Annotated in this window: 22 protein-coding genes; 19 read left to right on the top strand and 3 right to left on the bottom strand. The window is 70.7% G+C overall.

Translation table 11 applies throughout. The features are described from left to right. The first annotated feature begins 178 nt into the window (after nt 1-178). Both WIS52_RS23780 and WIS52_RS23775 read left to right on the top strand, forming a co-directional pair. Nucleotides 179-739 (top strand): MBL fold metallo-hydrolase, encoded by a 561-nt coding sequence (locus WIS52_RS23780; RefSeq protein ID WP_349300568.1) that lies wholly within the window; start codon nt 179-181, stop codon nt 737-739. 148 nt (nt 740-887) lie between these two features. After that, nucleotides 888-2,480, top strand: a complete 1,593-nt coding sequence (locus WIS52_RS23775) for a DHA2 family efflux MFS transporter permease subunit (protein WP_349300567.1) — start codon at nt 888-890, stop codon at nt 2,478-2,480. On the opposite strand, the gene WIS52_RS23770 is transcribed toward WIS52_RS23775, so the two are convergent. Together WIS52_RS23770 and WIS52_RS23765 are read right to left on the bottom strand one after the other, a co-directional pair. Beyond that, on the bottom strand, nt 2,468-3,238 hold the full coding sequence (locus WIS52_RS23770) for an IclR family transcriptional regulator (RefSeq protein WP_349300566.1): 771 nt from the start codon (nt 3,236-3,238) through the stop codon (nt 2,468-2,470). The two genes, WIS52_RS23775 and WIS52_RS23770, sit on opposite strands and share 13 nt — an antisense overlap. A 12-nt stretch (nt 3,239-3,250) precedes the next feature. Next, entirely contained in the window at nt 3,251-4,060 is an 810-nt protein-coding gene (locus WIS52_RS23765; protein WP_349300565.1) for a fumarylacetoacetate hydrolase family protein, read from the bottom strand. Nucleotides 4,061-4,348: 288 nt separating this feature from the next. Between WIS52_RS23765 and WIS52_RS23760 the strand changes: the two genes are divergently transcribed. From WIS52_RS23760 to WIS52_RS23730, 7 genes are all read left to right on the top strand, one after another. After that, complete coding sequence (locus WIS52_RS23760; RefSeq protein ID WP_349300564.1) at nt 4,349-5,107, top strand: ribonuclease activity regulator RraA; 759 nt, start codon at nt 4,349-4,351, stop codon at nt 5,105-5,107. Continuing rightward, on the top strand, nt 5,104-5,604 hold the full coding sequence (locus WIS52_RS23755; RefSeq protein WP_349300563.1) for a nuclear transport factor 2 family protein: 501 nt from the start codon (nt 5,104-5,106) through the stop codon (nt 5,602-5,604). The genes WIS52_RS23760 and WIS52_RS23755 overlap by 4 nt, the downstream gene beginning before the upstream one ends. 46 nt (nt 5,605-5,650) lie before the next feature. Next, a complete protein-coding gene (locus WIS52_RS23750) occupies nt 5,651-7,168 on the top strand; it encodes an aldehyde dehydrogenase (NADP(+)) (protein WP_349300562.1) in 1,518 nt (505 codons plus the stop codon). A gap of 310 nt (nt 7,169-7,478) precedes the next feature. Then, on the top strand, nt 7,479-8,285 hold the full coding sequence (locus WIS52_RS23745; RefSeq protein ID WP_349300561.1) for a tripartite tricarboxylate transporter substrate binding protein: 807 nt from the start codon (nt 7,479-7,481) through the stop codon (nt 8,283-8,285). A 35-nt stretch (nt 8,286-8,320) separates the two neighbouring features. Next, on the top strand, nt 8,321-8,872 hold the full coding sequence (locus WIS52_RS23740) for a tripartite tricarboxylate transporter TctB family protein (protein WP_349300560.1): 552 nt from the start codon (nt 8,321-8,323) through the stop codon (nt 8,870-8,872). Further along, nucleotides 8,872-10,386 carry a tripartite tricarboxylate transporter permease gene (locus tag WIS52_RS23735; protein WP_349300559.1) on the top strand — a complete coding sequence of 505 codons (1,515 nt, stop codon included), beginning with the start codon at nt 8,872-8,874 and terminating at the stop codon, nt 10,384-10,386. The genes WIS52_RS23740 and WIS52_RS23735 overlap by 1 nt, the downstream gene beginning before the upstream one ends. A 78-nt stretch (nt 10,387-10,464) precedes the next feature. Further along, nucleotides 10,465-11,637 carry an L-talarate/galactarate dehydratase gene (locus WIS52_RS23730; protein WP_349300558.1) on the top strand — a complete coding sequence of 391 codons (1,173 nt, stop codon included), beginning with the start codon at nt 10,465-10,467 and terminating at the stop codon, nt 11,635-11,637. Between the two features lie 735 nt (nt 11,638-12,372). On the opposite strand, the gene WIS52_RS23725 is transcribed toward WIS52_RS23730, so the two are convergent. Further along, the gene (locus tag WIS52_RS23725; RefSeq protein ID WP_349300578.1) at nt 12,373-13,137 is read right to left on the bottom strand and encodes an IclR family transcriptional regulator; all 765 of its coding nucleotides are present in this window, start codon (nt 13,135-13,137) and stop codon (nt 12,373-12,375) included. On the opposite strand from WIS52_RS23725, the gene WIS52_RS23720 reads away from it, so the two are divergent. The 10 genes from WIS52_RS23720 to WIS52_RS23675 all read left to right on the top strand — a co-directional run bounded on the left by WIS52_RS23720 (nt 13,131) and on the right by WIS52_RS23675 (nt 23,705). Further along, a complete protein-coding gene (locus WIS52_RS23720; RefSeq protein WP_349300557.1) occupies nt 13,131-14,324 on the top strand; it encodes a 2-dehydro-3-deoxygalactonokinase in 1,194 nt (397 codons plus the stop codon). The genes WIS52_RS23725 and WIS52_RS23720 overlap by 7 nt on opposite strands. Further along, on the top strand, nt 14,321-14,962 hold the full coding sequence (locus WIS52_RS23715; RefSeq protein WP_349300556.1) for a 2-dehydro-3-deoxy-6-phosphogalactonate aldolase: 642 nt from the start codon (nt 14,321-14,323) through the stop codon (nt 14,960-14,962). Before WIS52_RS23720 ends, WIS52_RS23715 begins: the two co-directional genes overlap by 4 nt. 135 nt (nt 14,963-15,097) lie before the next feature. Then, complete coding sequence (locus tag WIS52_RS23710) at nt 15,098-16,063, top strand: DctP family TRAP transporter solute-binding subunit (protein WP_349300577.1); 966 nt, start codon at nt 15,098-15,100, stop codon at nt 16,061-16,063. Then, a complete protein-coding gene (locus tag WIS52_RS23705) occupies nt 16,060-16,623 on the top strand; it encodes a TRAP transporter small permease (protein WP_349300555.1) in 564 nt (187 codons plus the stop codon). The genes WIS52_RS23710 and WIS52_RS23705 overlap by 4 nt, the downstream gene beginning before the upstream one ends. 61 nt (nt 16,624-16,684) lie before the next feature. Continuing rightward, the gene (locus WIS52_RS23700; RefSeq protein ID WP_349300554.1) at nt 16,685-17,977 is read left to right on the top strand and encodes a TRAP transporter large permease; all 1,293 of its coding nucleotides are present in this window, start codon (nt 16,685-16,687) and stop codon (nt 17,975-17,977) included. Between the two features lie 50 nt (nt 17,978-18,027). Beyond that, complete coding sequence (locus WIS52_RS23695; RefSeq protein ID WP_349300553.1) at nt 18,028-19,005, top strand: NAD(P)-dependent oxidoreductase; 978 nt, start codon at nt 18,028-18,030, stop codon at nt 19,003-19,005. A gap of 43 nt (nt 19,006-19,048) precedes the next feature. After that, a complete protein-coding gene (locus WIS52_RS23690) occupies nt 19,049-20,227 on the top strand; it encodes an enolase C-terminal domain-like protein (protein WP_349300552.1) in 1,179 nt (392 codons plus the stop codon). Further along, nucleotides 20,224-21,270, top strand: a complete 1,047-nt coding sequence (locus WIS52_RS23685; RefSeq protein WP_349300551.1) for a zinc-dependent alcohol dehydrogenase — start codon at nt 20,224-20,226, stop codon at nt 21,268-21,270. The genes WIS52_RS23690 and WIS52_RS23685 overlap by 4 nt, the downstream gene beginning before the upstream one ends. A 49-nt stretch (nt 21,271-21,319) precedes the next feature. Further along, a complete protein-coding gene (locus WIS52_RS23680) occupies nt 21,320-22,105 on the top strand; it encodes an SDR family oxidoreductase (RefSeq protein ID WP_349300550.1) in 786 nt (261 codons plus the stop codon). 262 nt (nt 22,106-22,367) lie between these two features. Next, nucleotides 22,368-23,705, top strand: coding sequence for an MFS transporter (locus tag WIS52_RS23675; protein WP_349300549.1), 1,338 nt, complete (start codon nt 22,368-22,370; stop codon nt 23,703-23,705). The last annotated feature ends 15 nt before the right edge of the window (nt 23,706-23,720 follow it).

The raw sequence follows: 23,720 nt of genomic DNA, 5'->3' as shown, positions 1-23,720 counted from the left end.
GCCGCCACTGACCCCTCACCGACCACCGAGCAGGAGGCTGCACCCACCCCGACGATCCCGGCGCTGAGCGCCTGACCCAGCAAGATCACGCGTCAGCCGTCACACACCACGCCACAGGACTTGACCGCAGACCTTCGGGGCCACCTCCTACCTGTGCCGTCGCCCGGACGGAACCGCCATGATGATCGACACGCCCAAGTACCGGCCGGCCCTGGCTCGTCGGTTCGAGAACGCCGTGGGTCGTGTCACCGATGTCCTGCTCACCCACGTCGACCACGTCGCCCACGGCCGCCAGTGGGCCGACAAGCTGGGCGCGAGACTGTGGATCCACGAGGGTGATCTCGATTCCCGGCCCGACGCCGACTGTGTCATCCGCGGCCACGACCCCGTGGAGATCGGCCCGGGGATGATCGCCCACCCGTTCCCCGGGCACAGCCCCGGCACCACGCTGTTCATCGCCGACGAGAAGTTCTGCTTCGCCGGCGACGCGCTGTTCTGGTCCGAGACCCACCACCGCCTCGATCTCGCCGACACCGTGGTCTACGACTCGGTGAAGCGGTGGGCCCGTTCGGTCGAGAAGGGCGCCGACGAGCTCACCTTCGAGTGGGTCCTGCCCGGCCACGGTCCGTACCACCGACTGCCGGCTGAGCAGATGCGACAGCGGATGCGGGCGTTGGCCAAGCGGGCGGTGCACTTCGAGGAGCCCGAGGCCGACGACTACGGCGCGGTGCGGTACTGACAAGAACCCGGCACGCCCGCATCAATCCGCGCAGGGCGGCACCCGTCCGCCGACCGTATCGGCATGAGGCCGCACCGTCTCGCGTGGGATCCGTTCCGCAGCGATCGGTGCCACGGCGACCGCCGGGCGTGACGAACAGGAGCACCCAGTGGCCACGACCCAGCAGCCGCCGGCGCCCGAGCGTCGCCGGACATCGCGCGCGGGCGCGCTCTCGGCGCTGACACTGGGCCTGTTCATGATCGTCATGGACATCTCGGTCGTCGCGGTCGCCGTACCCGCGATCGTGCGTGGGTTGGGCAGCTCACTGAACGACGCGGTATGGGTGACCAGCGCCTACCTGCTGGCCTACGCGGCACCCATGCTGGTGACCTCCCGGCTCGGTGACCGCTTCGGACCCCGCCGGCTGTTCCTCGTCGGCACGGGGGTGTTCACGACGGCCTCGCTGGCCTGCATCCTCGTCCCGACCGTCGCGGCACTGATCGCGGTCCGCGCCGTCCAGGGAGTGGGAGCCGCCCTGCTGACCCCGCAGACCCTCACCCTGGTGGCGCACCTCTACCCGGCCGCCGGCCGGGGCCGAGCGATGGGCCTGATCGGGGCATCGTCGGGTGTCGCCACAGTCACCGGACCGGTTCTCGGTGGGGTTCTCGTCGACGCCCTGGGCTGGCAGGGCATCTTCGTGGTCAACGTCGCCCTCGGCGTAGTGACATCCATGCTGGGCGCGTCGCTGATCCCCGACCTGGGACAACGCCAGCACCGGCGTCTCGATCCGGTCGGCATCGTGCTCTCGGTCACCGGACTGGCCCTGCTGGTGTTCGGGATCCAGAACGGTGCTCGCCACGACTGGGGCACGATCATCGGTCCCGTGTCGGTCCCACTGGTCATCGGGACTGCGATCGCAGTGCTGGCGGTGTTCCTGATCCGTCAGCGGGGCCGCGACCCGCTGGTGCCCTTATCGGTGTTCGGCGACGGTAACTTCACCGGTGGTGCGGTCCTGAACGCGGCGATGGGATTCGTCCTGACCGGCATCCTGCTGCCACTCGTCGTGCACCTGCAGGTCGTCTCGGGACACTCCGCGACGGTGTCGGGACTGTTCACCGCACCGATGGCGGTGATCTCGGCACTGGTCGGTCTGGTCGCCGGCTACCTGGTGGATCGGGTGGACCCGCGCCTGCTGATGCTGCCCGGACTGGCGTTCGCGGCGACCGGACTGGGGACCGTGAGCGCCGGAATGATCGGTGCCGGGCCCGGCACCGCGCTCCTCCTCGGCGGTCTCGGCCTCACCGGGTTCGGGCTGGGCCTGGTCCTGGTGCCCGTCAACACGGTGGCGATGCTGTCGCTGCCCCCGGGGCTACGCGGCACCGCATCCGGTGTCTTCTTCACCGCCCGCCAGCTCGGCGCCGTACTCGGCAGCGCGGTCACCGCGGTGGTCCTACAGGCGGTCGCTCCCGGAGCTGTGCGTGAGCAGGGCGCCCGCCTGCAGGCTTCGCTGGCCCCCGACGAGCGGGTGCAGTTCTCCGAGCACGTGGATCGCCTGGCCGACTCCGAGCTCGGTGCCGGTGCACTCCCCGCCGGCGACGCCACCTGGTCGGCAATCGCGCTCGAGGCGTTCCAGACCGGGCTGGCCCGGGCCACCGCGTCCGCGCTGGTCCCGCACGTGGTCGTGGTGCTGCTGGCTTCGGTCGCGCTGCTGTGGATGGCGCCGGCGCGCCGAAGCGGGTCGGCGGCTGATCAGACCACGTAGCCCAGGAAGGCGGAGATGCGCCGACCTGTCGAGGCCACCTGCCGGCCGATCGCCTCGATCTCGGGCTCCATGCGCTCGGCCACCCCGGCGACACTGATCGCAGCCACCGGCATCCCGCTCTGGTCCCGGATCGCAGCGCCGCAGCAGCTCGACGACCGGTCGAACTCGCGCCGGTCCTGCGACCAGCCGCGGGCCCTGGTCGTCTCGAGAATCTCGCGCAGAGCGGGCAGATCCCCAGCCCGTACCGGGGAGTCCGACGAGGCCACCAACTCCTCGAGTACCCGTTCGCAATGCTCGACCGGAAGAGCCGCCAGATACGCGCGGCCGACCGAGGTGCAGTGCAGCGGGCGTGCGTCGCCCAGCTCCGCCGACACGCCGACCGGCTGTGGTCCTCGTTCGCGGTGGATGAACACCATCTTCAGCGCACTCGGTACGGCCAGGCTCACCGTCTCCCGGGTGGACTCCAGCAGCTCGCGCAGGATCGGGACAGCCACGTCGCGCAACGGGTTGGACTCGGTGGCGGCCACCGCGAGCTGCGCCGCCGAGGGTCCGAGCCGGACCGGGCCGCCGTGTTCCTCACCCATGAGCCAGCCCTGTTGTCGCAGTCGCTCGACCAACCGGTAGGTGGTGGAGCGGCTCAGCTGCAAGGACTCGGCGAGTTCGGCGACCGTGGACTTCCTGTGCCGGGCGAGGTGGGAGAGGATGGCGAGCCCGCGATCGAGTGCCCCCGCCGGAGCCCCGCGCATCTCGTCACTCACTTTGTCAGTCTCTCATGCCGGCGCATGCACCGGGTTGCGCTGCCGACCGAGCCCGGCGACCTCGATCTCGACGGTCCCGCCCGGGACCAGCGCCTCGCGCGGGGTCCGGAAGTCCCCGCAGCCGGCCGGAGTACCGGTGAGAATCAGGTCTCCGGGCTCCAGCGTGAACCACGTCGAGCAGTAGGACACGAGCTCGGCGACCCCGAAGATCATCGATGCGGTGCTGCCGTCCTGCACCAGCCGGCCGTCGTACCAGGTACGGATCGCGACGTCGGACTCGTCGGCGATCTCGTCTCTGCTCGCCACCCACGGCCCCAGCGGGCAGAACGTGTCCAGCCCTTTGCCGCGTAGCCACTGGCCGTCCTGGGCCTGCAGGTCTCGTGCCGAGACATCGTTCGCCGCGACGTAGCCGAACACGTGCTCCAGCGCCTCGTCCGCTGTGACGCTGCGGGTACGCCGCCCGATGACCACACCGAGCTCGGCCTCCCAGTCCGCCCGGGTGGTCACCGACAGGTCGACGACGACCGGGTCGGACGGGCCGATGACGCTCGAGGACAACTTCGGGAACAGGTACGGGGCGGTCGGGGTCGCCCAGCCCATGTCGGCCACGGTGTCGGCGAAGTTCAGTCCGACGCCGATGATCGTCGACGGACGGTAGGGCAGGAGGAAACCGGCGGGATCGAGCCTCAGCGGATCCCCCGTCGGCACGGCAGCGGTACCTGCGATCAGCTCGGCGATCGGGACGTCGCTGATCCGCCATCCCTCCCCGTCGTCGACGACGGTCGCCGGTCGTCCGGCCACGACTGCACGAGCGATGCGCACGCTGTTCTCCTCCACTCACGGGGCGTCTGACGGCCCATGTTCCTATTGAGCGAGACATAGTATTGATGGTTGGGACTTTCTGATGCTAGCGTCCCCGGCGGCGACCGGGACACGTCGGGCGACACCGCGACCGATCGTCCGACGGCCCGGCGCCGTCGCGGTCGTCGCCGGGCCAGGTCGCATCCGGTCGGCGGTGCCGGCCACGCGGTCGCACACACACCCACACGTCGCACAGACGCCGCACAGAACGACGACGCGCCGCGGGGCGCGTAGGAGAGGACAGCGATCGTGACCGATCTGCAGCCCGTGCCCGATGAGGTGTTCGCGCAGCTCAGGCGCGTCTCCACCGCGACGCTGGCGACCCAGCTCTACCGTCGCGGTATCCGCCAGCCGTTCCTGGTGGGGCTGAGCCCGGTCGGTGACGGGTTCGACGGGTTCGTCGGTGAGGCCTTCACGATGCGCTTCATCCCGGCGCGCGAGGACATCGACCCGCTCGACGACCCCTACCGCACCGGCAACGTGCTGCAGTGGGAGGCCGTCGAAACGGTCGGGCCCGGCCAGGTGATCGTCGTCGACAGCCGCGACGACATCACCGCCGCCTCCGCCGGGGACATGCTCGTCACCCGCGCGATGCGCCGGGGCGCCGCGGCGTTCGTCACCGACGGTGCCTTCCGCGACGGCGCCGCGCTCGGACGCCTCGGCTTCCCCGCCTACTCGCGGGCGATCACCGCGACCACGCGTCCGGCGAGTTTCCACGTCGCCGACCTGCAGGTCCCGATCGGTTGTGCGGGCGTGGCCGTCTACCCGGGCGACATCCTGGTCGGCGACCGCGACGGGATCATCGTCGTACCGCGCGCGATCGCGGCGGAGATCGCGGGCCCGTCCGTCGAGCAGGAGGAGCTTGAGGACTGGCTCCAGCAGCGTGTACGCGACGGGGCCGAGCTGTGGGGCACCTACCCCCCCGACGAGAACACCCGAGCCGAGTACGCCGCGTGGAGGGCCACCCGCGCCGAGCGTCCTGCTGATTCGAATGGAGTACACGCGTGACCCGCTTCGCCGACCTGGACCCCACCGTGCGCCGGGAACGGATGGCCGAGACCATCCGGGTGTACTTCGACGGGTGCAACGAGGCCGACGTAGAGAAGATGGCGGCCCAGTTCACCCCGGAGGGCACCCACTACTTCCCGCCGGGGATCGGCGGGCCGTGGCGGGGGAACCGTGTGATCGCCGAGAACTGGCGTCGGCTGGTGCTGACCGCCGGGTCGGCGTGGACGATCGACCGGATGGTCGTCGAGCCGGAGTCGCTGCAGGCGGTGATCGAGTGGACGCACTGGAAGACCCGCGCCCAGGGCTATCTGCGTGGTGACGAGTGGTACGTGTTCGACGCCGAGACCGGTCTGATCTCCGAGATCCGCGCGTACTACGCGTCGCAATCCGACGGGCGCGACGAGGTGACGCTCGAGGACTTCGACTACCGCGAGCGTGGCTACGCGATGGAGCCGCCGGTGGTGCGCCCGCATCCCGACGCCGAGTACACCGCATGAGCCGCCCCGACCGACGCGCCCCGAGTTCGCTGGAGGCAATGACACGATGAGCACCGTCCAGAGTATCGATCCGGCTACCGGCCAGATCGTGGAGAAGATCGAGCCCACGACGCCCGAGCAGGTTGCCGAGCTGTGCCGGGTGGCCTCGGACGCTGCGGCGGGCCTCGAGGCGCTGGGACGTTCCGGGCGCGCCGTGCTGCTGAGGGCGGTGTCCGACGAGCTCGAGGCGCGCCGCGAGGAGATCGTGGAGTTGGGCCGGCGGGAGACCGCGCTGCCCGAGGCTCGGCTGAACGGGGAGCTGACCCGTACCGCCTATCAGGCCCGGTTGTTCGCCGAGGTGCTCGACGACGGCGGCTACCTGGAGGCCGCGGTCGACCATGCCGGCGACACCCCGATGGGCCCGGGTCCGGACCTGCGCCGGATGCTCGTGCCCACCGGGCCGGTCGCGGTGTTCGGGGCGAGCAACTTCCCGCTGGCGTTCTCCGTTCCCGGCGGGGACACGGTCTCGGCGCTGGCCGCCGGCTGCCCGGTCGTGGTCAAGGCGCACAGCTCGCATCCCGCACTGTCCCGGCTGACGTACGAGGCACTGGTCGCCGCGGCCGGGCGCGCCGGTGCCCCCGCCGGCACCGTCGGGATCGTCTACGGCACCGAGGCGGGCGCCGCGTTGGTCGCCGATCCCGCGATCACCGCCGTCGGCTTCACCGGATCGTTGTCCGGTGGGAACGCGTTGATGGAGATCATCGGTCGTCGCGAGGTGCCGATCCCGTTCTTCGGTGAGCTGGCCAGCCTCAACCCGGTCGTGGTGACCGAGGGGGCGGCGGCCGCCCGCCCCGCCGAGATCGCCGAGGGTCTGGTCACCTCAGTCACCGGCTCGGGTGGTCAGCTGTGCACCAAGCCGGGCCTGGTGTTCGTGCCCGCCGGCGATGCCGGTGACGCGGTGGTCTCGACGGCGGTCGAGCGGGTGGGCGGTGCGGCCGCGGCCGTGCTGCTCAACGCGCGGATCAGCACCTCTTACGACGCGATCGCCGACGAGCTGTCCGCGCAGCCGGGCGTCCGGGTGATCGCCGAGGGCGGTCAGCCCGGCGGGGACGGCTTCGGGGTGACCCCGCGGCTGCTCGAGGTCGACGCCGAGCAGCTCGCCGCTGTGGGCATCGGCGAGTGCTTCGGACCGACCACCGTGCTGGTCCGTTACCGGGCCGACGACGAGTCCGCCACCGTACGGGCGCTGGCCGGGCTGCCCCCGTCGCTGACCGGGACGGTGCACTCCGGTCCGGGGGAGACCGAACTCGTGCGGCGGCTCACGGCCGCTCTGCGTCCCCGGGCCGGCCGGTTGCTCTACGACGGGTGGCCAACGGGGGTATTGGTGTCGTGGGCGCAGCATCACGGCGGCCCCTGGCCCTCGACCAACACCCAGCACACTTCGGTCGGCACGACCGCGATCCGCCGCTGGCTCCGCCCGGTGACCTGGCAGAACGCACCCGTCGACGTACTGCCCGAGGAGCTGCGCGACGAGACGCGCAGCGTGCCCCGCCGGATCGACGGGCGGCTCGAGCTGCCCGTGTGAGCCCACCCGCGGCGTGGCGCCGGGACCGTACAGGCCCGGCCGCGTCGTGGCCCCTCGTCCGGAACGGCCCGGTCCCGCGATGCGGTGCCGGCCGGCCCGGACGTTCCTGAAGCCCGTCCCTCTGGCCACCCGTGCAGGAGCACCGATGCTCGACACACACCGACGCACGAGATTCACGGCTGTCGCCGTGATCGGTCTCGTTCTCAGCCTGTTGACCGCCTGCGGCAGCGCCTCGAACACCTATCCCCAGCGCACAGTCAAGGTCTACGTGCCGGCCTCACCGGGGGGAGGTACCGACAATGCCGCGCGAGTGCTCGCCCAGCACCTCGACGGTGCGTTCGCGGGCAACGTCGTCGTGGTTAACGAGACCGCGGGTGGCGGCGCGCTGGCGGTCAACACCGTGGCACGTTCACGGCCCGACGGGTACTCGCTGCTCTTCTTCCACGAGGCGATGCACACCGGCTATCAGCAGGGGACGGTCCGGCAGACCGCCGAGGAACTGCGGCCCATCGCCACCACCGCTCGCCAGCACCAGTACTTGCTCGCCTCGTCCGCCTCCGGCTGGGCCGACCTCGACGATCTCGCCGACGCCGCCCGGGCGGATCCCGGCGGCCTCACGATGGGCGTCAGCTTCGGGCAGACCACCCAGTACACGGGCGCGATGCTCGAGGACGCCGCGGGTATCGACATCCGGATGCAGGACACCGGGAACGAGGCCGACCGGGTGGCGGGTCTGCTCAGCGGGCAGCTTCAGCTGATCGTGGGTAGCACCGCGACGGCCCGGCAGTACCTCGCGACCGGCGACTTCGTCGCACTGGCCGTGACGAGCCCCGAGCGCGACCCGGTGCTCTCCGAGATCCCGACTGCGGCCGAGCAGGGATACGACGTCGAGTTCCCGTTGAACTTCAGTCTCCTCGGACCTGAGGAGACCCCCGACGAGGTCGTCGCGGCATGGACCGAGGCACTGCGGACCGTGTCGACGAACCCCGACTACCGCCGGTCGATGGCCGAGGTCGCCGAACCCGTTTCCCTCGATGCGGCCGAGACCGAGGAGCAGCTCCGGACGTCGGCGCAGACCGTCGCCGAGCTCTCCCGCCTCGTCACGAACTCCTCGTGAACCGGCCTGCCCCACCCCTTGATGCAAGGACGCTCATGGACACGTCTCGCGGCGACCAGCCGACCCCGGACACCACTCCGTCGCCACCCACCGAAGCCGCCGCGGCGCCTGCAGCCCCCGCCGGCACTCGCAGCAGGGACCGCGTCAGCGGTCTCGTGATGGGAGCACTCGGCGCCGCGGCGATCGTGCACCTCGCCGGGCTGGAGGCCTCCGGCCTGACCGGCGACCCCGGGCCCCGGATGATCCCGGGCATCGCGGCGGTCGGACTGGTCCTGACCGGCCTCGCGTTGCTGCTGCGTCCCGAACCGGTGACGGTGGCGTCGCCCGGGGCTGCACCCCCGGGTGACGACAATCGCCGGCTCACCGCTCAGCTGCTGCTGATCATCGTCGGCTACGTCGCCCTGCTCACCGTCGCCGGCTACTTCATCGCCACCCCGCTGTTCATCCTCGCCGGGTTCTGGCTGCTCAGCCGCCCGGGGGAGAAGATCCTCGTGCCGGCGGCCGTCACCGCGGCCGTGGTGACCGCCGGAGTCGGGCTGATCTTCGCCGTCGGGCTGGACATCGTGCTTCCAGAGGGGATGTTCTGATGGGCGCCATAGTCGATGTGATCACGATCGAGGCGGTCGTCGCGCTGGCCCTCGGCTCGGCGTTCGGGCTGCTGATCGGCGCGGTGCCCGGCCTGACCGCCATGATGGGTATGGCCCTGCTCCTGCCGCTGACGTTCGGCATGAGCTCGACCGCGGCGATCGCGTTGCTCGTGGGCTGCTACATCGGCGGGATCGCCGGCGGGTTGGTGTCGTCGACGTTGCTCGGGATGCCGGGCAACTCGTCCTCGATCGCGACGACGTTCGACGCCTATCCGATGGCCAAGAAGGGCGAGCCGGTCAAGGCGCTCGGCATCGGCGTCACGGCCAGCCTCTTCGGCGGCCTGCTGGGCTTCGCGGCGCTGATCTCGCTCTCGCCCGTCGTCGCGTCGGTCGCACTGCTGCTGGGGCCGTTCGAGTACTTCTCGATCACCCTGCTGGCCCTGATGCTCGTCGCGGTACTCGCCGGCAACAATATGGCCAAGGGACTTGCCGCCGGGTTCCTGGGCCTGCTCGCCGGGTCGATCGGCTTCGCTCCGATCGATAGCAGCGAGCGGTTCACCTTCGGCTGGTCGCATCTGTGGGGCGGGATCGCCATCCTGCCGCTCATCATCGGGCTGTTCGCGATCAGCGAGATGATGCGGGTGACGATGTCGGAGGGACGCGAGACGCCGAAGGTCCCGGTGCGCTACTCCGGATTCGGGCTCGGCATCGGTATCGCCGACGTCGTGCGGTCGGGCTGGAACATCGTGCGGTCCTCGCTCATCGGCATCGCGATCGGAGTCCTGCCCGGCATGGGCGGCACAGCGGCGAACCTGCTGGCCTATGCCCGTGCCAAGCAGGCCGCACGCAACCCCGACGAGTTCGGCAAGGGCGCCGCGGACGGCATCTGGGCACCCGAGTCGTCGAACAGCGCGTCCTCGGGCGGGTCGATGGTGCCGATGATGACCCTGGGCATCCCCGGCGACGGCGTTACCGCGGTGCTGCTCGGCGGGCTGATCATCCACGGCATCCAGCCCGGCCCGCTGCTGTTCTCGGAGAACCCCGAGGTCGTCAACGCGATCTTCTTCTACTTCCTCATCGCCGTCGTCGTGGTGTTCGCGATGCAGCTGTTCGGGATGCGGGTGTTCCCGCTCGTGCTCCGGGTCCCCAAGCGGTATTTGTTCCCGATCCTGGTGGCGTTCATGGCCGTCGGGGCCTACGCCGCGAGTTACCAGATCGCCGACGCCTGGCTGATGGTCGCGCTCGGTGTCATCGGTTTCGGGCTGGTAGCCGGCGGGTTCCCGCTGAGTCCGCTGCTGCTGGGCTACATCCTCGGCCCGATCGTCGAGACCTACTTCCGCCGGGCGCTGATGAGTTCCGACGGCGACTACACCCCCTTCATCACCCGCCCCGCGTCGGCCGTGTTCATCGGTGCGACAGTGCTCGTCCTCGTCGTGACGTTCTGGTCGCGCGCACGGGCAAGCAGGACACCGACACCGCACGACCGCAGCCCCACCAGCGGCGTGGTGCCGTGAGGCGATCCCGACGTCGTGATCGGCCCAACCGCTCCGGTGAGAGACCGCAGCGAGACACAGAACCGAGGAGAAGAACGTATGACCACCACTGAGGCCCAGAACGCGCCCGGCCGGACGTCGGGCGCCGTGGATGCGATCTCGCAGGTCGACCTGTCACTGGTCCGGCTGCCGCTGCACGCACCGATCAGTGACGCCAAGGTGCTGACCGGGCGCCAGAAGCCGCTGACCGAGATCGCCTTCCTGTTCGCCGAGATCCGTACCGAGGGCGGCTTCGAGGGCGTGGGGTTCGGCTACTCCAAGCGCGCCGGCGGGCCCGGCATGTACGCCCACGCCCAGGAGATCGCCGGTGAGCTGATCGGTGAGGACCCCAACGACATCGCCAAGATCTGGGACAAGCTGGTGTGGGCCGGGGCCTCGATGGGCCGGACCGGTCTCACCACCCAGGCGATCGCCGCTTTCGACATCGCGCTGTGGGACCTGAAGGCCAAGCGGGCCGGTCTGCCGCTCGCGAAGCTGCTCGGAGCCCACCGCGACTCGGTGCGCTGCTACAACACCTCCGGTGGATACCTGTCCTCGCCGATCGAGCAGATCCTCGACAACGTCACCGCTTCGCTGGCCCGCGGCATCGGTGGTATCAAGATCAAGGTCGGTCAGCCCGACACCCGCGAGGACCTGCGCCGGGTCGCGAAGGTGCGCGAGCACCTGGGCGACACCTTCCCCTTGATGGTCGACGCGAACCAGCAGTGGGACCGGGCGACCGCGCAGCGGTTGGGCCGCGAGCTCGAGCGCTTCGACCTGACCTGGATCGAGGAGCCGGTCGACTGCTACGACGCCGAGGGGCACGCCCGGCTCGCGGCGGCGCTGGACACCCCGGTCGCCACCGGTGAGATGCTGACCAGCGTTAGCGAGCACTGGGACCTGATCCGCCAGGACGCCTCGGACTTCGTGCAGCCCGACGCGCCGCGGGTCGGCGGGATCACCCCGTTCCTGCGGATCATGACGTTGGCCGACCACCGCAAGCTCTCGCTGGCGCCGCACTTCGCGATGGAGATCCACTTGCACCTGGCGGCCGCCTACCCGGGCGTGACGTGGCTCGAGCACTTCGAGTGGCTGGAGCCGATGTTCCACGAGCGCCTCGAGCTCGACAACGGCCGGATGCTGGTGCCGGACCGTCCCGGCCTCGGGTTCTCGCTCACTGACCAGGCTCGTGCCTGGACCAGCGACCGGGTGACCGTCACCGCAGCCGGCTGACCTGCTCCGACCCATCCTCGCCGGGCGCGGGGGCCCCCCCGGGGGGCCCGCGCCCGGCGATTCCGGTCGACCGCCCCGTCCGTCGGAAAGGTAGGCGCTCCGGACTGCCGTTACCGACCCCCGGGCCGCCGACTTTGGTTGCCGGGAGGTGATGGCACCCGGGTCTGTGACGCAGGAGCGGTAGGTCGAGATCGGCGAAGAGCCGGTTCCGGGTCTCGGTGAGATCCGCCAGTACCGGAGCGGTGGCGGCGACCAGCGTGCCATCGCGCTTCACGAATGTTCCCTCGTCGAGGACGGTATCGGTGTCGCCGCGGCCGGTTTGCAGCACAGCGGCGGCCTGCGGGTAGCGGGCGATGTCGAACGACGGCGACGAGGAGAGTAGCAACACCAGGTCTGCTCGCTGGCCAGCCCTGTCCGCGGAGCTCGTCGGCCCCACGGCCGTAGAGCCCGGTGTGGGCGGTGACTCCGTGGCTGTCGTCGGCGGCGTAGCGCTACGCCGCCTCCTCGGAGAACCCGGCTCTCCGGAGGCGTCCAATGCGCGCTGCAGTGAGACCAGCCCGCCGACCAGGGAGGTGTCCCGGGCCACACGCAGTACGTCGCCGTCGGTTGCTGAGAGGGCGAATACGAGCGGCTGGCAACCAAGGGAGTGTCGGACGCGGTGCCCGTTGCTCTCGCTGTTGAGCGCGAGCGTGGCGGAGGCTTGCCGACCCAACGTGGAGTCGGCCGAGGCAGCTCTCAGGACGTTGCCGGTCGCCCCGTGGAGTAGCCGAGTCGCGAGGAGATCTCCGCGGCCGCCTCACGGACGACGGGCGCCAGCGCGCGCATCCTGGCCACCGGCATGTAGGGCCGGGTCGCGGTGATGCTGACCGCCGCCACGACCGCGGCGCTCCCGTCCCGGATCGGTGCCGCGACGCATCGGACCCCGGGCTCGTTCTCCTCCATGTCGGTCGTCGACCCCGACTTCACGCCGGCATGCATGGCTGCCACGAACTGCGTCGCAGCCTCCTGGCTGTCCTGGGGCCCGGTGTGGTCGGCGTCGTACAGCCGCCGCCACATTTCGGCGCCGTCCCCCAGCAGCAGCGCCTTGCCGATGCCCGTCCGGGTCAGGGGCATGCGGTAGCCGATGCGTGAGCGGGTCTCCGGACCCCGAAGGCTCGTCAGCTTGTCGATGTAGAGGACCTCGTCGCCGTCGCGGATCGCGAGATGGACGGTGTCCTTGTAGGTCTCCGACAGCCGCTCCAGGACCGGTCGTGCCACCAGCGGGAGCGGGTTCTGCTGCAGGGCCAGGAATCCGTACTCGATGAACGTCGGGCCCAGGGTGTAGGTGTTCGTCGCGCTGCGCCGTAGGTACCCCTCGGCGGTCAACAGCTGGAGCAGGCGATGTGTGGTGCTGCGGCTCACACCGGTTCGCTCGGTGATCGCCGCCAGGTCGGTTGCGCCTGTGGCGACGGCCGCTACGACCTGCAGTCCCCGGTGGAGGGTCTGCGTTCCCGATGGCACTGCGTTCTCGGGTGACTGCACGACGTCACAGCCTAGCCACGGGTCCGGCGTCGACGGTATCGGCGGTCGTCCTGATATACGGGACGACGTTCGACAAATCGGGACGCAGCGGTTTGCCTGTGCGCGGCCACGGGCGACCGCGGCCAGTTCGTATTCTCGACGGAGCGGATGGAATGCACGACTACGCGGCGGCCGCCTTGGTCGCGCTTGACTGGGGCACGAGCAGCTGCCGGGCCTACCTGGTGCGCTCCGACGGCGGGGTGCTCGCCGAGCGGTCCGGTTCCACGGGCGTCATGCAGATCAACGAGACCGCCCGCCGGGAGGGCACTGCAGCCGGCGAGATCTTCGACCGGACCCTGCGCGCGCTCTGTGCGGACTGGATCACCGAGCTGGGCGAACTGCCGATCATCGCCAGCGGCATGATCGGCAGCGATCAAGGCTGGTCGACCGCGCCCTACCTGGACGTGCCCGTCGACCCGTTGAACCGCCCTGTCGAGCTGCACCCCGTCCGGTCGTCGCTGGGCACGGTCTACATCGTGCCCGGTCTGATCGACCGCTCCGGGCTCCCGGGTGTCATGCGAGGCGAGGAGACGCAGGTCGTGGGCGCGCTGCTCGCCGACCGGGCGACGACGTCGGCGGATGTCACTGCGGGAGAGCGCACCCTCGTGCTGCCCGGCACCCATTCCAAGTGGGTCGAGGTCGTCGACGGCTCCGTCACCGGGTTCACCACGCACATGACCGGTGAGCTCTTCGCGCTCGTCATGTCGCACAGCATCGTGTCGCGACTCGCCGAGCCCGCCGCTGAACCCCGGTGGGATGCGTTCGACCGGGGTCTCGACACCGTGGCGGGGGAGGAGGGGCGACTGGGCCTGGTCGGCACGCTCTTCTCCGCGCGTTCGCTGGTGCTGACCGGTGACCTCGACGGGGCCGGTGTCACCGACTACGTCTCGGGCTTGATCATCGGTGGTGAGATCCGCTCGATGGCCGGTCTCGGATCGGGGCGCGCGGCGCGCCGGATCGGTCTGCTCGGCTCCGCCGCCCTGTGCGCCAGGTACTCCCGGGCCCTGACCCGCGTCGGGATCGACGCCGAGGTTCTCGACGCCGACAGCGCCCCCCGCGCGCTGGCGCACTTCGCCCGCGAGGCGGGCCTCATCGACCGGCAAACCCCGGAACGGGAGCCAGCATGAGCACCGACCGTCGTCCCTGTGGACTCGTCGCGATCCTGCGCGGGCTCTCCCCGACCGATGCCGAGCAGGTAGGCCGCATCCTGGTCGAGGCCGGCTTCCGGTTCCTTGAGGTTCCGCTGAACTCCCCGTACCCGCTCGAATCGATCTCGATCCTGCGCCGCACCCTGCCGGCCGACGTCGTCATCGGCGCCGGGACCGTGCTGACCGTCGACGACGTGCAGGCCGTGTGTGCCGCGGGCGCGCAAGCGGTCGTGTCGCCGAACACCGACCGCGACGTCGTCGCCGCGTCGGTGGCGGCCGGCATGATCTCCCTTCCCGGGGTCGCGACCGTCAGCGAGGCGATGACCGCGATCCGCTGCGGCGCCCGGACGCTCAAACTCTTCCCCGCGGCCCAGGTCGGCCGGGAAGCGATGCGCGCCTGGCGTGCGGTACTACCGCCCGACGTGCAGCTGGTCCCGGTGGGCGGGGTCGGTCCCGAGGAACTCGGCCCGTGGATCTCCGATGGAGCCACCGGTTTCGGGATCGGGACGGCCTTGTACCGCCCCGACGCCACCCCGGAGCGGATCCGCGCGGCGGCCGAGGACATGGTCCGGGCGTGGAACGAGGCCGTCCCGCTGCTGCGTGCCCTGCCCGGCTGAGAACGACGAACTGATCCACCCCACTGACGGCGCCACGCCCTTCACCCCAGAGTCGAGGACCTCATGAAGCGCAGACGCACACCGTCACGGATCCGACGATCCGTCGCGGCGATCGTCGCCGTCCCGGTGATCGCGATGTCCGTCGCGTGCGCACCGGGAGCCGGCCCGGCGGGCAGCACCACACTGGCGCTGGCCCACACTGTCGACACCGGACACCCGATCCACCGCTGTGGTGTCGAGTCGTTCGTCTCCCACGTCGAGCAGCGCACGGGCGGCGAGATCACCTTCGACGTCTTCCCGTCGGGACAGCTCGGCAATGAGCAGGAACTCGCCGACAACACGGTCTGGGGCGACCTGGACGTGACCCAGCCCAGCGCGGGTCACGCGGCCGAGTACTTCCCCCCGCTGAGTGTGCTCAACGCCGCCTACCTGTTCGACGGCTATGACGACCTGCAGCAGGTCGCCGACAGCCCGGTCGGCGAGGAGCTGTGGGCAGGGCTGCGGGCCGAGACGGGGCTGGAGGTCCTGGGCGTGTGGCCGCAGGGCATCCGCCAGGTCACCACCTCGGCCGCACCGGTCCGCACCCCCGAGGACCTGCGCGGGGTCAGCCTGCGCGCCGCGGACTCGCCGATCTGGGTGGCCAACGCCCTGGCCCTGGGGGCCGCGCCCACGCCGATGGCGCTCGACGAGCTCTACGCCGCCCTGCAGCAGGGCGTGGTGCAGGCCCAGGAGAACCCGGTGAACCTGATCGACAGCAACAGCTACGACGAGGTTCAGCGCTACCTGTCACTGACCGACCATGTCGTCCAGGGCAACCCCCTGGTGATCAACGGAGCCCGGTGGGCATCGCTGACCCCGGAGCAGCAGGAGATCTTCCGCGAAGCCGGCCGGATCTCGGCCGAGCGGCTGCGTGCCTGCCTGGAGCAAGACGCCGAGACCATCACCGCCGGCTGGCGGCAGGACGGCTCGATGGAGGTCATCGACGACGTCGACCGCGAGGCCTTCCGCGACCGCGCCGAGCAGGAGGTCGTCCCGCGGTTCGACGACCAGTGGAACGGCCTGTACCAGCGCATCCGCTCCGAGCTCGAGGACGCGTCGTGAACGGCGGTCACGACGGCGCCCCCGGCGGGCTCATGGCGGCCCTCGAACGCGCCGAACGCGCCGTGGGTCGGATCGCGGGCGTGGTCTCGGTCGTCCTGCTGGCCGCGATCGTCGGCGTCATCGTGCTCCAGGTCGCTGTGCGTCACGTCGCCACCCAGCCGGTCATCTGGACCGAGGAGGTGGCCCGCTACCTGCTGGTCTGGTTCACCATGATCGGTGCCGGCTGGCTCGGCCGGACCGGCGCACACATGGGCCTGGGAATGGGCGGGGGAGTCCCGTCCGGCCCGCGGGCGCGGCTGACCGAGTGCGCGCTCTACGCCGTAGGCACGGCGGTCCTGCTCTACATCGCGGTGACGACGTTCCTGGCCGCGGGGACCTTCACCGGGGCATCGGCCGCCCTGCGCATCCCTACCGAGGTCGTCTACCTCGCTCTGCCCGTGGGCTGCTCGCTGTGGGCGGTGCACTCCTTGCTCAGTCTCGTGCGGCTGGCACGGGGCGGCCCGGCCCACCAACCCGACGCCGATGCACCGCCGATGACGGCGCCGGAGGCGTCGTCATGAGCCCGCCCCGAACCCCACCCGTCCGACCCGACGACCGGCGCGCCGGCCGAGGAGCCCGCCGATGACTCTCGTGATCCTCATCGTCGCGCTGGTCGCGCTGATCTGCATCCGCATGCCGGTCGCGCTGGCGCTGTTCACCGTGTCGCTGTCCTACATCCTGCTGGGCGGCTCGGGATCCACCCGGATCGCGCTGCAGCAGAGCATCGGCGGCATCGACAGCTTCCCGCTGCTGGCGGTCCCCTTCTTCGTGCTCCTGGGATACCTCGCGACCGCAGCGGGCATCAGCGAGCGCCTGTTCACCATGGCCGACGCGTTGATCGGGCGGGTGCGCGCCGGGCTCGGCTACGTCAACGTCACCTCGAGCCTGATGTTCTCGATGATGAACGGCTCGGCCCTGGCCGACACCGCCTCGCTCGGGCGCATCCTCATTCCCGACATGGTCAAGCGCGGCTACGGGTCACGGTTCAGCCTCGGGCTGACGGCCGCGTCGTCGCTGGTGGGCCCGATGCTGCCACCGAGCGTGCCGGCGATCCTCTACGCGGTGACCGCGGGCGTGTCGGTGGCGGGCCTGTTCGCAGCCAGCCTGCTGCCGGCGTTGCTGATCGCGGCGCTGATGTGTGTCGCGGTGTTCGTCTACGGACAGTCGATGGCACGCCGCGGGGTGGACCTGCGGACCGAGCGCCGCTACACCCGGCGCGAGGTCGGGCGCACCTCGCTGGTGTCGATCCCGGCCCTGCTCACCCCGGTCGTCCTGCTCGGCGGCATCTTCGGCGGGCTGTTCACACCGACCGAGGCCGCCTGCGTCGCCGCAGTGTACCTGTTCGTCGTGGGTATGGCCCAGCGGGCGTTCACCCGGGACAAGCTCTGGGAGGTGTTCCGGGGAACGGCGTCGACCACGGCGAGCATCATGATCACCATCGCCGCGGCCGGCCTGTACGGGTGGATCCTCACACGGGAGGGCGCGGGGCTATTGGTCAGTGACCTCGTCGCCTCGATCGGCGACAACCCGGTGCTGTTCCTGCTCGTGGTCAACATCGTGATGCTGGTGCTCGGCATGGTCCTCGACGCCGCCCCGGCCATCCTGATCCTGGTCCCGATCCTGATACCGAGTGTCGAGCTGCTGGGCATCGATCCCCTGCACTTCGGGGTGATCGTCGTGCTGAACCTGATGATCGGGCTGATGACCCCGCCGGTCGGGATGCTGCTGTTCGTGCTCCGCCAGACCACCGGCTACTCGTTCCGCGAGACCTTGCTGGGGGTGCTGCCCTTCCTGGGCATCCTCGTGGCCGGCCTGCTCGTCCTGACCTACGTCCCCCTGCTCAGCACGGCCCTGCCGGGCCTGCTCGGGCACTGACCGTTTTCGAGGAGCCCACCATCACCCCGCACCACTCGACCCCGCTGCGCGTGGTCGTCACCGAGCCGAACCTCTGGCCGTACCTGCAGGACCGCGCCGACCTTGTCGAGCGGGGCCTGGCAACGGAGTTCGTGCCCGCCTCCGACGCCGGCGCGGTGACCGATCGGCTTCGCGGCGCGTTCGCCTACGCCGGCGTCCCCTTCGACGCCGCCATGGCCGCTGCGGGCACGGAGTTGCGGCTCGTGCAGATCACCGCGGCCGGCACCGACCACGTCGAGGTCGACGCCATGCCGTCCGGCGCGACGGTCTGCAACGCGTTCGGGCACGAGCGCTCGGTGGCCGAGCACGTCGTCATGGTGCTGCTGGCCGCCCGGCGCGGTCTGCTCCCCGCCGACGCCGCGTTGCGCCAGGGGCGCTGGCTGACCCGGATGCACGGCGGCGGAGCCGAGTTCGCGACCCTCGACGAGCTCGTGGTCGGCATCGTGGGACTCGGGCACATCGGGCGTGCCGTCGTCGGCCTGCTCGGCGCTATGGGAGTCCGGACCCGGGCGGTCACCCGCACACCGGAGCGCGCCCGTGGTGACCTGCCGGGGTTGGAGTCCGTGGCCGGCATGGACGCGGTCGGTGCCCTGTTCGACGAGTGCGACGCGGTCGTGCTCTGCGCACCGCACAGCCCCGAGACCGACGGCCTGGTCGACCGGGCACTGGCCGACCGGCTCGGACCGCACGGGACACTGGTCAACGTCGGTCGCGGCGGACTCGTCCGCGACGAGGAGCTCCACGCGGCGCTATCCGAGCGCACCCTGGGTTCCGCGGCGCTCGACGTGTGGTCCGCGGGCATCGCGACCGACCACGGACGCCCGTCCGCCGCGGAGTTCGAGCGGCTCGACAACGTGGTGATGACCCCGCACTACTCGGCCACGGCCACCTCGACCTACCGGCGCCGCGCCGACGAGGTCGCCCGCAACCTGATCGCGGTCGCCACCGGGGCCGCACCCGCCAACGTCGTGCGGCACGCCCGGTCCTGACCGCCGGCAGCACCCATCCCGAACACCGCAGGAAGGAACAGCAGTGGAGATCACTCGGGTCGAGGCCCGTCACGTGCGCCGGTCGATGTGGGGTGACTTCTGGCAGCAGCAGAGCCGGGTGAACGCCCCCAACCCGATGAGCCGTTACCCGCGCCGCGGTGACTCCTGGACGTGGTACATGTGGCCGCAGGGCGTCGTGGTGGTCCGAGTGACCCTGTCCGACGGGACGACCGGCATCGGCTACTCCGAGGACGGCATCGGCGTGGCGGCGACGATCGTCAACGAGCACATGGCGCGGCTCTGCCTCGGCGCGGACGCGATGGCCACCGAGGGCCTGTGGGACCAGCTCTACCGGGCCTCGATGGTCTACGGCCGCAAGGGCGCCGCCATCGAGGCGATCAGCGCAATCGACATCGCCGTCTGGGACGCCGTGGGCAAGAGCCTGGGTGTGCCGGTGTACCGGCTGCTGGGCGGGCACCACGGCAAGCCCGTGCGGGCCTACGCAAGCAAGGTGCACCCGGACCCCGACCTCGGCGAGGTCCGGCGGATGGCGGCGGACTACCGCGACCGCGGCTTCTCCGGGGTCAAGCTGAACTGGGCGTACGGCCCGGCGGACGGGAGGGCCGGCATCCTCGGCAACCTCCGCTTCGTCGAGGCGATCCGCGACGAGCTCGGCGACGACGTCGACCTGATGTCGGACGCGTACATGGGCTGGGACCGGCCCTTCGCCACCGAGATGATCCGCCATCTCGGGCGGTTCGACCTGCGGTGGCTGGAGGAGCCGCTGATCCCCGACGACGTCGCCGGGCACGCCCTGCTGCGCTCGGCGGGCGATGTCCCCATCGCCACCGGTGAGCACGAGTTCACCCGCTTCGGTTTCCAGCAGCTGCTCGACTCCGGGGCGGCCGATGTGCTGCAGCCGGACGTGCACCGCGTCGGTGGCCTCACCGAGTTCCGGCGGGTCGCCCAGATGGCATCCGGACACGAGGTCGAGATCGTCCCGCACGTGTACTCGGCCGCCACTCTGCACGGCGTCCTGTCCCAGCCCAACTGCACCTGGATCGAGTACCTCACGGTGCCGTCGTACTGGGAGTCCCGGGTCGAGCCGCTGTTCCTGGGCGAACCGCGGGTCGTCGATGGCGCTCCCGAACTGCCGACCGAGCCGGGAATCGGTCTGCGGCCGAACGCCGACGTCGCGCCCGAGCTGGCGGACTGGGCGTGAGCGCGGTGACGACATCCATGCGCGCCGGGGTCTGGGCCGACGTCGACCGGGTCGAGATCCACACCGTGCCGGCCCCCGCACCGGCTCCGCACGAGGTGCTCCTCGCTCCGACGCATGCCGGGATCTGCGGGTCGGACCTGGCGATCGTCGGTGGCTCGCACGCCCGGGCCCGGCCCGGCATCGTCCTCGGTCACGAGTTCGCGGGCCGTGTCGCGACCCCGGCCACGGACGGAACCGGCCCGGACGCGGGCCGGCTGGTCGCGGTGAATCCCCTGATCACCTGCGCGGATCGTGGGACCACACCGCGTTGCGACGCCTGTCTCGGCGGCAACGACCACGTCTGCCGCCACCTGGGCCTGTTCGGCGTCGACGTACCCGGCGGTCTCGCCGAGCGGGTCGCAGTACCGGCCCATCGGCTTCACCCCGTCGCCGACGGGGTCCCGCTCGCACACGCCGCGCTCGCCGAGCCCCTCGCGGTGGCGGTGCACGCCGTGGCCCGGGCGCGGCTGACTCACGGCGACTCCGTACTCGTGTACGGCGCCGGCCCGATCGGCCTGCTCACCGCCCTGGTCGCCCGGGCACGCGGCGCCGAGGTCGTGACCGTCGCCGAGGCCAACGAGTGGCGCCGCTCGGTCGCGACCGGGCTCGGACTGCCGGCGGTCGGACCGGACGAGGTGCTGTCGCGCTCGCGCCGGGCGACCGGCGGTGTCGGCGTCGACGTCGTCTTCGACACCGCGGGGGTCCCGGCGGTCGCCGGGGAGCTGTCCGCCGCCGCGCGGGTCCGGGGCACCGTGATGCTGGTCGCGGTCTACAAGGAGCCGACGGCGCTGGACCTGCGCGCGGTGAACTTCGCCGAGCAGACCCTGATCGGGACCCGGGTGTACCGGGACCGGGACTTCTCCGAGGCCGTGCGGCTCATCGACGGCCGCGCGCTGCCGCTCGACGGACTGCCGGTGGGGGACTTCCCCCTGGACCGGGCCCAAGACGCGTTCGCAGCCGCGCGGGCCGGGACAGACCTGGTCAAGGCCCTCATCAGCATCTGATACCGACCGCGGGGCTCCCCGAACCGGTCGGCACGACAGGAAGGACAGCATGACTGCAGCAACCGACACCCGGCCCGCGGTCGCCTGGGTGCCCGGTGGCTCGTCCGGGATCGGACGGGCCGTCGCCCTCGAGCTCGCCGCCGCGGGGCATCCCGTGGCGGTCACCGGACGCCGGTCGGGCGCCGCCTCCGAGGTCGTCGATGAGATCACCGAAGCTGGCGGGCGGGCCCTGGCGGTGCCGGCCGACATGTCCCGCACCGAGGACGTCGCCGCCGGAGCCGACCGGATCGCGCGGGAGCTGGGCCCGATCGGCATCCTCGTGCACTGCGCCGGCACGAACGTGCCGCAGCGGTGGTGGTCGGACCTGGCCGTCGACGACTTCCGCGGAGTCATCGACGTCAACCTCAACTCGGTGACGGCAGCGGTGCTCGCCGTCCTGCCGGGCATGCGGGCTGCCGGAGCCGGACGAATCGTCATCGTCTCGTCGTGGGCGGGCTGGAGGTTCATGACCGGGGCCGGTGCCGCCTACGGAGCGAGCAAGGCGGCGCTGTCGCCGCTCGTCGAGTCCCTCAACGACCAGGAGGGCCGCAACGGGATCTGCACCACCCACCTGTGCCCGGGAGAGGTGCGGACCCCGATCCTGATGACCAAGCCGGTTCCACCCTCGCAGGAGGAGATGGACCGGATGCTCGACCCGGCCGACGTCGCTCGCGCCACGCGATGGGTCGTGGAGCAGCCCCGGGGTGTCTGCGTCGACGAGCTGGTCATCTCACCGGCCTGGAACCGCATCTACATCGACCGCTCGGCCGTTCCGGTCGTCCCCCAGGACCGCTGACCGACGCAGGTCCCGATACGGGCCCGGTGCCGCGCGAGGACTGCGCGGTGCCGGGCCTTTGTCGTTCGACAGCGGTGGACTCTTGCGTTGCGCGACGAACCGTGGTTGCCTGCAGGTGGCTCGCATTGATTGGGACTCAGTCCTATCTAATGAGATTTCCGAGCCACCTTGGAGACAGTCCGCCCTCCCATGCCACGTGTCATCGTCGACAGGAACGAACGAGATGTCTGCAGCCCCGGGAACGACCGGCGCCGTGTCACCGATGGAACAGGCGACCGGAAAGATCATGCGACGCATCGTGCCGCTGTTCGCGGTCATGATGCTGTGCAACCAGCTCAACCGCTCGAACATCGGTTACGCCCAGCACTACCTGGAGGCCGACCTCGGCATTGGCGCGGCTGCCTACGGGCTCGGCGCGGGCCTCTTCTTCATCGCCTACACGATCTTTGAAGTGCCGAGCAACATGCTGCTCGAACGTTTCGGACCCCGCATCTGGCTCTCGCGCATCTGTATCAGCTGGGGCCTCATCTCCGCAGGCATGATGTTCGTGCAGGGCCCCACCAGCTTCTACGTGCTCCGCTTCCTGCTCGGCGTGGCCGAGGCGGGCTTCGTGCCGGCCGTGCTGTACTTCCTGACGACCTGGCTGCCGAACGCCTACCGTGGCCGCGCCAACGCCCGCTACGCAGTCGGGGCACTGCTGGCGTTCTCGCTATCCGGTCCGCTCTCGGCGCCGCTGTTAGGCATGCAGGGGACCGCCGGACTACACGGTTGGCAGTGGATGTTCCTCGTCGAGGGCGCCGCCTCGGTGTGCGTGGGCATCTTCGCCTTCTTCTGGCTCAACAACACCATCGCCGACGCGACCTGGCTGACCGGTCGGGAGAAGGACGCGCTGACCACCGCCCTGCAGGAGGAGCGGCGCGCCGTTGCGGCGTCCTACGGTCAGGAGCGGCCGCGCTGGTACATGACCATGCGGGATCCGCGGATCATCGTCTTGACCGCGATCTACTTCACGGTGCAGATGTCGATCTACGCGAACACCTTCTGGCTCCCCAGCATCGTGCGCGGCATGGGAAATCTATCCGATCTGTCCGTCGGTCTCCTGTCGTCGATCCCGTGGGTCTGCGCGATCGGATCGATGTTCCTGCTCGCCCGGATCGGCGACCGGACCGGCCGACGCCGGATGCTGCTCGTCGGCGCACTGCTCGCCGCAGCGTTCGGATCCCTCGGCGCGGCCTACACCGCTCCCGTGCTGGCGTTGGTCTGCCTCTCCGTCGCCGCCATGGGATTCAAGTCGATCAGTCCGATCTTCTGGCCGATCGTGCAGCGCTCCGTGCACCCCGTCGCCGTGGGATTCACTGTCGCGATCATCAACTCGATCGCCAACCTCGGTGGCTTCGTCGCTCCCTACGGTTTCGGTCTCGTGCAGGAGCGCACCGGAAGCACCCAGCTGGGCCTGGTCGGACTGGCGATACTGTCGCTGATTGCCGCGTTCCTCTGCATCTGGGTGCGTGACTCCCGGACTAGCGGCGACCCAGCCGATGGGGTGGCGGAGCCCGGGCCGAGCACCCGACCCGACTCTCCGTCGGAGTCCCGCTCCTGACACGGGTCCCGTACA

Origin of the sequence: Pseudonocardia nematodicida (assembly GCF_040105385.1) — a bacterium.
Taxonomy (GTDB): Bacteria; Actinomycetota; Actinomycetes; order Mycobacteriales; family Pseudonocardiaceae; genus Pseudonocardia; species Pseudonocardia nematodicida.
This window is presented reverse-complemented; position numbering and strand designations above follow the sequence as displayed.